General features: G+C 72.6%; 5 protein-coding genes and 1 pseudogene. 3 read left to right on the top strand and 3 right to left on the bottom strand.

The genetic code is table 11. The features are described from left to right. Positions 1-43: 43 nt before the first annotated feature. Positions 44-1,483 (bottom strand): family 43 glycosylhydrolase, encoded by a 1,440-nt coding sequence (locus IIE03_RS05180; protein ID WP_192861687.1) that lies wholly within the window; start codon positions 1,481-1,483, stop codon positions 44-46. A 161-nt stretch (positions 1,484-1,644) separates the two neighbouring features. Here IIE03_RS05180 and IIE03_RS05185 point away from each other — a divergent pair, with 161 nt between their 5' ends. Together IIE03_RS05185 and IIE03_RS05190 are read left to right on the top strand one after the other, a co-directional pair. Beyond that, on the top strand, positions 1,645-2,487 hold the full coding sequence (locus tag IIE03_RS05185) for a Sir2 family NAD-dependent protein deacetylase (protein WP_192861690.1): 843 nt from the start codon (positions 1,645-1,647) through the stop codon (positions 2,485-2,487). Between the two features lie 115 nt (positions 2,488-2,602). Continuing rightward, on the top strand, positions 2,603-3,661 hold the full coding sequence (locus IIE03_RS05190; RefSeq protein WP_192861688.1) for a transglutaminase domain-containing protein: 1,059 nt from the start codon (positions 2,603-2,605) through the stop codon (positions 3,659-3,661). A gap of 125 nt (positions 3,662-3,786) precedes the next feature. Here the strand turns inward: IIE03_RS05190 and IIE03_RS05195 are convergent, their stop codons facing one another. Further along, positions 3,787-4,224, bottom strand: coding sequence for a nucleoside deaminase (locus IIE03_RS05195; protein WP_192861691.1), 438 nt, complete (start codon positions 4,222-4,224; stop codon positions 3,787-3,789). Positions 4,225-4,321: 97 nt separating this feature from the next. Here IIE03_RS05195 and upp point away from each other — a divergent pair, with 97 nt between their 5' ends. Next, complete coding sequence (gene upp / locus IIE03_RS05200) at positions 4,322-4,957, top strand: uracil phosphoribosyltransferase (protein WP_192861689.1); 636 nt, start codon at positions 4,322-4,324, stop codon at positions 4,955-4,957. Positions 4,958-5,047: 90 nt separating this feature from the next. On the opposite strand, the pseudogene IIE03_RS05205 reads toward upp, so the two are convergent. Then, positions 5,048-7,771: pseudogene (locus IIE03_RS05205) on the bottom strand (hypothetical protein); the annotation flags it as partial.

The following is a 7,771-nucleotide window of genomic DNA, read 5'->3' on the forward strand; positions in this document are numbered from 1 at the left end:
ATCACGCCAGGCGGGAGCCCCGGTGCCAGCACGGAGCGCATGCTCAGTACACGCTCGGCCACCCGTCGTCGTACCGCAGCAGATTGATGCCGAGCGTCGCCCTGCCGTCGTCCCGGTAGTAGTGGTAGAAGAGCGCGTCGGCGTCGCTGTCCGCGAGCACCGTCTGGTGCCCCGGTCCGTGGACCGACCCGTGACTCGCGAGGATCTGGGTCCCGCCGCCGTTCGTCATCGGCGTCCCGGCGCGGTCCACGTACGGCCCGGTGATCGACGTCGACCGTCCCACCATCACGCGATACGTCGAGGCGGTGCCCTGGCAGCACCGGTCGAACGACACGAACAGGTAGTAGTAGCCGTTCCGGTAGTGGATGGTCGGCGCCTCGATCGCATCGCCGCCGCGGCTCGCGATGCTGTGGAACGCGGTCCCCGAGCGCATGCCCGTCGACGGGTCGAGCCGGATCATCTTGATGCCCGACCAGAACGAGCCGAAGCTCATCCACCAGTTTCCGCTCTGGTCCACGGTGACGGCGGGATCGATGGCGTTGAAGTTGTCGCCGGCGTCCGACTCGATGACCACTCCCCGGTTCGTCCAGGTGCCCGACGCGCCCGACGGGCTGGTCGCGAGGAAGATCGCCGACTTGTTGGACTCGAACGTCGACGCCGAGTACCAGAGGTAGTACTGCCCGTTCGCGTACCTGAGCTCGGGCGCCCACAGGTTGCGGTTGCCGCCCGTGTACTCGTCGGCCCACGGGGTGCCGTTCGGGAACGCGGCGCCGACGTCGTTCCACGTGGTGCGGTCGGCCGACGTCTTGAGCCCGACGCCGTTCGCCGTGAACGCGAGCAGGTACTCGCCGTTCGTCCTCTTGATCACCGTCGGGTCGTGCGCGAACGTGTCGCCCGAGATCGGGCCGGGGTTCGGGTACGACGCGGCCGTGTCGACGGCGATCATCCGCCACTGCTGGTTGGCGGCGTTGGTGTCGTCGTACTGCGAGATGCGTGCGCCGTCGGCGGTGGACCACCCCCACAGGTCGAGCGCCTTGCCGCTGTTGCGGTTGACGAGCTGGATGTTGCCGGACACGTCCTGCACGCTGAACTGCTGGTTGGGGTTGCCGAGGTCGGACCACTGGACGACCTGCGCGCCGTTGTCGACCGAGTGCTCGTAGATCTCGGCCACGAGGCCGCTGCAGCGGTTCTGCAGGCGGTAGTAGCCACCGCCCGAGTCGAGGAAGCGCCACTGCTGGGCGCAGGTGTCGTTGCGGGTGAACTGGGTGACCTCCGCGCCCTGCGCGGACGACCCTCCTCCGATCTCCATCGCCTTGCCGCTGTGCTGGTTGACCAGCACGTACCAGGTGTTCGTGTCGATCGTCGCGGCCGACGCCGGCCCGGCCGACGGGGCGACGACGTACGCGAGGGCGAGAGCCAGGGCCGCGAGCACTGTCAGTGCCGCTCGTGGAACTCGCCGTGAGAGGACTCGTGTCGGTTCCATACAGACCTCCTCCTTGAGGTTTCGGCGACCGTGCCGGGCGCCACGGGCTAGTTTTCATCGATGTAGAACCTCGCGTCAAGAGCGGAGGGACGCCGTAGGCTCGTGGCGTGCAGTTCGTCTCGCGCCCCACCACCTGGCAGCCCGAGCCCGTCGTCGTCCCCCTGACAAAGGTCGACGACGCCGTCCGCGCGCTCACCGGAACCCGGTTCGTCGCCCTGACCGGAGCGGGAATCTCCACCGACTCGGGTATCCCCGACTACCGCGGGCCCGACTCGCCGCCGCGCAACCCCATGACGTACCAGCAGTTCATCGGCGACGAGGCGTTCCGCCGGCACTACTGGGCACGCAACCACGTGGGCTGGCGGCACATGCACCGCACCCGGCCGAACGCGGGGCACCGCGCGCTCGTGCGGCTCGAGGAGCGCGGGCTCCTCGCCGGCACGATCACGCAGAACGTCGACCTCCTGCACCAGGAAGCGGGTGCCCGCAACGTCATCGACCTGCACGGACGCTACGACCGAGTGGTCTGCCTGTCCTGCTCGCAGGTGGTCTCGCGGGCCCTCCTCGCCGAGCGCCTCGATGCGCTCAACCCGGGCTTCGCGGAGTCGGCCGGCGCGGTGGGTGACATCGAGATCGCCCCCGACGCCGACGCCGTCATCTCCGCCACCTCGCATTTCCGGCCCGCGCCCTGCGACTCGTGCGGCGGCGTCCTCAAACCGGAGATCGTCTACTTCGGCGAGAACGTGCCGCGTGCCCGCGTCGAGGCCGCGTACGCGATGGTGGACGACGCCGACGCGCTCCTGGTCGCCGGGTCCTCCCTGACGGTGATGAGCGGTCTGCGCTTCGTGAAGCGGGCGGCTCGGGACGGCAAACCCGTGGTGATCGTCAATCGTGGCGTGACACGAGGTGACGCGCACGCCACGGTGAAGGTCGACGGCGGGACGAGCACGGTCCTCCCGGAACTCGCGGAGCGTCTTCCCGCGCGCGGTGCCGCGCCGCGCTGACCCGCTCGCCCCACCCATCTGTCGATCTTCCACCCGCAATCGATCTGGAAAATCGGGCAAAATTCCTGCTAGCGTCGTCGCACCGCAACCTCGAATGACGTGAAGGGACGACGACGTGCCTGCTCCGAGCCTCGGCGACTGGGCATCCCACAGCCCGTACAGCGACCCCGCCCCGCACACCGACCTCCTGACCGCCATCGCGCCCGAGCCCGCCGCCGTGCACGCGGCCGCCTGCGCCACCGTGGTGCACTACCGGGATCAGGGGTTGCCGGGCGGGCCCACCCCGGAGCAGTGGCACGACATCGACCGCCGCTGGCTGTCGTCCACGCTCGACGCCGCGACCGAACGCGCCCCCGGCCCGCTCGACGCGCCGCGCGAGCCCGCGCAGCAGGTGGCGGGCTGCTGCCGCGACCACACGCTCTTCTCCCTCGGCGTCCTGCGCAGCCACGGCGTGCCGGCCCGGTCGCGGATCGGCTTCGCCGGATACTTCGAGCCCGGCTTCGGCGTGGACCACGTGGTGGTCGAGCACTGGGACGGTGCCCGCTGGGTGCGCTGGGACCCGGAGCTCGCCCCCGGCGACGAATGGGACTTCGACCCGTACGACATGCCGGTCGGCGTCAGCCGCAACCCGGAGTCGGACCTCGATCAGCCGTTCGTCACGGCCGCTCAGGCCTGGCTGGCGATCCAGGCCGGCGCCGCCGATCCGGCGAAGTTCGGGGTGGCGGGCGTCCCGGAGCTCTCCGGCCATGGCTTCGTGCGGCGCTACGTGCTGCTGGAGGTCGCCCACCGGCACCGCGACGAACTGCTGCTGTGGGACGTGTGGGGGCCGGGCATCGGGGCGGTTCCCGACGACGCCCCGGAGGCCGCGGGCAAGGAGGCTGCCGCCGCCGCGGGGCTGGCCGGCCTCGACGTGTCACCGGAGGAGTTCGACGCGCTCGCCGACGAGCTCGCCCATCTCCTCGTCGCCGCCGACGTCGGGGACGACATCGCGGCCGAGGAACTCGCTGAGCTCTACGAGGGCGATCCCCGCCTGCACCCCGGGACCCGCGTGGGCACGTACTCGCCGTCGGAGCGCGGCGGTATCACGGACCTGGCCACGCGCACGACGACCTGGCTGGACCTGGACGGCGCCCAGGCGATCGGCCGCTCGAACTACCGGCCGGCCACGTCCTGAGGCCGCGCCCCGATCGGTCACCGCATGACCGACGGGCTTGGTCATCGGTCATTCCATGAGTGATCGGCCGTTCGATCTGCCGATCACTCATGAACCGACCGCTTTCCGGGCCGCGCCCGCGCGCCTCAGCCCGGGCGGCGGGACTCGAAGAACTCGCGGAGGAGCGCGCCGCACTCGTTCTCGCGGATGCCGCCGATCACCTCGATCTCATGGTTCGTGCGGCGGTCGCGGACCAGGTCCCACACGGAGCCCGTCGCTCCGGCCTTGGGGTCCCACGCCCCCAGGACCAGGCGCGACACCCGCGCCAGCAGGAGCGCGCCCGCGCACATCACGCACGGTTCCAGCGTCACGACGAGCGTGCAGCCCTCCAGCCGCCACTCACCTCGCGCGGCCGCGGCGGCCCGCAGGGCCTGCACCTCGGCGTGGGCGGTCGGGTCGCCGGCCGCCTCTCGCTCGTTGTGCCCGACGGCGATCGTGCGCCCGGCGTCGTCGAGCACGACCGCGCCCACGGGGACGTCGTCGGCCCCGAGCGCCTCGGTCGCCTCGGCGATCGCCGCGTCCATCGCGGACTCCCACGCCGCGGTCCGCTCGGCGAGCGTCACACCCGGAAAGCCATCCGTCATGCGGACCAGCCTAATTTCCTGCCGGTACGGTGGCCTCATGCGCCTGCACGTAGCCGATCATCCGCTGGTGGACCACAAGCTGACCACCCTGCGGGACGAGACCACGCCGTCCGCCACGTTCCGCCTCCTGGTGGACGAGCTGGTCACCCTGCTCGCGTACGAGGCGACCCGCGGCATCGCCACCGAGCCCAAAGAGATCAGGACCCCGGTCACGTCCATGACCGGGACCACGCTGGCCTCCCCCGCGCCGCTCGTCGTGCCGATCCTGCGCGCCGGCCTCGGCATGCTCGACGGAATGACCCGCCTCCTGCCGACGGCGGAGGTCGGCTTCCTCGGCATGATGCGCGACGAGGAGACCCTGCAGGCGGTCACGTACGCCAACCGCCTGCCCGACGACCTCACGGGGCGCCACGTCTTCCTGCTCGACCCGATGCTGGCCACGGGCGGCACGCTGGTCGCGGCGATCGACTACGTCTTCGCCCGCGGCGCGCGCGAGGTCACCGCCGTCTGCCTGCTCGCGGCGCCCGAGGGACTCAAGCTCGTCGAGGAGCACGCGGGCGACCGGGTCGACGTGGAGATCGTGGTGGCGGCCGTGGACGAGCGCCTCAACGAGAAGGCCTACATCGTGCCCGGCCTCGGCGACGCCGGCGACCGGCTGTACGGCGTGGTCTGACCGGACGTCCCCGCGCCGCGCGATCCGGACCTCACGACCCGCGCGGCGCCGTCCGGCACCCCCGAGGTCGGGCCGTGGGTCGCAGCGGCGTCAGGCGCCGTAACCTCGGTCCCAGAAGCCGAGCGGGGTGAACGTGACCTGCTCGATCTGGTCGTCGCCCTTCTCCCCGCCGTCGTCCGGGCACCGTCGCCCGAACAGGGCCGCGAACCAGTTCGGCGCGTCGGAGCCGTCCTGGCAGGTCTCGGCCTGCTCGCAGCCGACCGGCGCCACCTCGTAGCTCCGTTCGACCGTGCGCACGGCACCCTCGAAGTCGCGGCTGAGCCGCACGAGCACCTGCGAGTCGGGGACGGGGGCGTCCGAGAGCGGCAGGACGAGCGTCGCGTTCCCTCCCGCGGGCACCTCCACCTCGTCACCGCGCCATCCGGAGTACTTCCCGACGAGCGTGCCCCGCCAGGTCGCGGTGCCCGTGTTCCGCACGTCCGCCACCACCCGTTCGTGGCCGTCCACGCACTGCGCCTCGAGGTGGGCCTTGATCGAGTCGTCGGGCCAGCCGAGCAGGGCGCAGGACAGGAACGACACGTCGATCTCGGCGAGCGCGTCCTTGTCCGACAGCAGCGGCAGCTTCCCGGTGCCCCACGGCACGCGGGCCACCACGACGCCGGTCTCACCCGCCGCCACCGTGTGTGTCGTGTCGCCCAGCCGGAAGGTCACGGGCAACGTCGAGGAGGTGTTGTCCACCGGGATGCGGAAGGTCCCGATCGAGGCGTCGCGCCCGGCGTCGTAGGCGCACTCCGCGCCCATCGTGTGCTGCCCGACGTACGACGGCGCGATCACCGCCCGCTCGTACGTCACCCTTGGGTCGGCCTGGGGCTTCGCCGGGCCGGGAGGCGGATCGCCGTCCTTGTCGAACGTCCATCGGGCCAGCTGAAACGTCACTTCGCCGGGGTCCAGCCGCCGGTGCTCCGTGGCCACCACGAACGAGTCGCGACCGCCCGCCGGCACGGTCCGGACCTCGGAGACCAGCCGGCCGGACTTCGCCCCGACGACCATCTTCACGCTCATGGCCTCGTCCGACGTGTTCTTCAGAGTGCCCCGGACACCGACCCGGCCGCCGGCGTTCACGGTCTCGGCCGACGCCGTCGCCTCCCAGCTCGGGTCGTAGCAGTCCACGGCACGGAGCTCGCCCGCCGGCACGCGGTGCTCGTAGGCCGTGCCCTCCACGGTCCGGGTGAACACCCAGGTGGCGGGCCCTGCCGGGGAGCGGATGCCCTCGTTCCTGCGAAGCGTCACGCTCTCGCCGGGGGCGACCGGGTCCGGATGGGAGACGGTGTCGCCCGCGGCTTCGAGCGCCACGAGCACGGTCCCGGGCATCGTGTTGGTGTACGTCCCGGAGATCTCGGCCTTCGCCTCGGCCAGCCCGCCGGACGCGAGACACGTCGCCGCGAGCGCTCCCACGCCCTGCGCGGCGCCCGCCCACGCCGATGTCACCGTGACCTGGGCCCGGGCGTCCAGCGCGTGGGTGACGCCGGCAGGCACCACGCTCGCCGTCCCCGCGGCCTGCGCGGCGCCGGCCGCGGCCCCCGGGAGGGCGACGACGGCGAGCGGCAGGTCGCGCCAGTTCCCCGGCACGATGCGCGACGGTTCCCCGATCCGGCAGGACCAGGTCCGCGCCTCGACACTCGTGCACGTGAGCACGTCCTGTTCCGCGGCCGGCCGGACTCCTTCGGGCAGCCGTACCGCCACGGACCAGCCCGACGCGGCGTCCAGGTCGCCGGTGTTCCCGATCCGCAGGGGAAGGACGCCTCGGCCGGGCGACATGAGCCCTGTGGCCTCGGCCTGCGCCGTGAGCTCCGGCCCGAACGACTCGACCTTCCGGGCGGGGAGTTCCATGGCGGTCGCGCCGATGTCGTCGGCCCGCAGCTCGGCGGCGATCGGGTAGCTGCCACCGGCCCGCGCCCGGACGGTGACCTGCACCTCGCGCGTCTCGCCGGCGCTCAGCAGCCCGACGTCGCACAGCACCGCTCCGGGCTCGGAACCCGGCGTGCAGATGGTTCGGACCGGCGCGGTCGGTTCGCCCGACGGCTCATGGCTCGCGCCGCCGGTAGCTCCGGCGCTCGTCCCGGATCCTGCGCCGCCGCCCGTGGTGGTGTTCGTGCCGCCGGTCGATGTCCCGCCGCCCCCGTCCGCGGCGGCGTCGTCCGTCGTCGTGGCGTCCTTGCCGCCGGCCGGCCTGCCGCCGGCGGCCTTGCCGCCGTTGCCGCTTGCCCCACCGCCGGCCGGCTCGACCCCCGACCGCCCCCCGTCGGAGAGCTGGTCGTCCGTGGCCTTGGTACCGGCGGCCGTGTTGTCCGCGACGATCGACCTCCCGATGCCGGTGCCCGACGGCGAGTCCTGGGCGGCCATCGTCATGCCCTCGGGGAGCGTGAGGTGCACGGTGGTGCCCGTGACCTCGGCGCCGCCGGTGTTCTCCAGCGTGAGCAGGAGGTCCTGTGCCTGTCGGGGCTGCAGCGGCGCGTCGTCGGCACCGGCGAAGGACAGCGAGAGGTCCTCGGCGACCGGCAGCAGGTTGGCCGGCTCGGTGGCGTCGCCCTCGGGCGGGACGGACGGCTCCACACCCGCCGTGGGCGGGGGCGACGGCGATGCCTGGGGTGAGGCCGCGACCACCACCGGCGCCCCCTCCGGTTCCGCCTCGGCGTGGGACCCCATGATCTGCAACGCGGCGACGACGGTCGCGACCGTGATCGCACCGGCGGCCACCGCGCCTCCCGTCGCCGCGGCACCACCCGCGCCCACGACGCCGACGGCGGTCGCGCC

Source organism: Myceligenerans pegani (assembly GCF_014892515.1).
Classification (GTDB): Bacteria; Actinomycetota; Actinomycetes; order Actinomycetales; family Cellulomonadaceae; genus Myceligenerans; species Myceligenerans pegani.

Excerpts from the sequence above, each read along its gene's own strand:
- IIE03_RS05180 (WP_192861687.1), bottom strand. The coding sequence starts at position 1,483 with ATGGAACCGACACGAGTCCTCTCACGGCGAGTTCCACGAGCGGCACTG.
- IIE03_RS05195 (WP_192861691.1), bottom strand. The coding sequence starts at position 4,224 with ATGGACGCGGCGATCGCCGAGGCGACCGAGGCGCTCGGGGCCGACGAC.
- upp (WP_192861689.1), top strand. The coding sequence starts at position 4,322 with ATGCGCCTGCACGTAGCCGATCATCCGCTGGTGGACCACAAGCTGACC.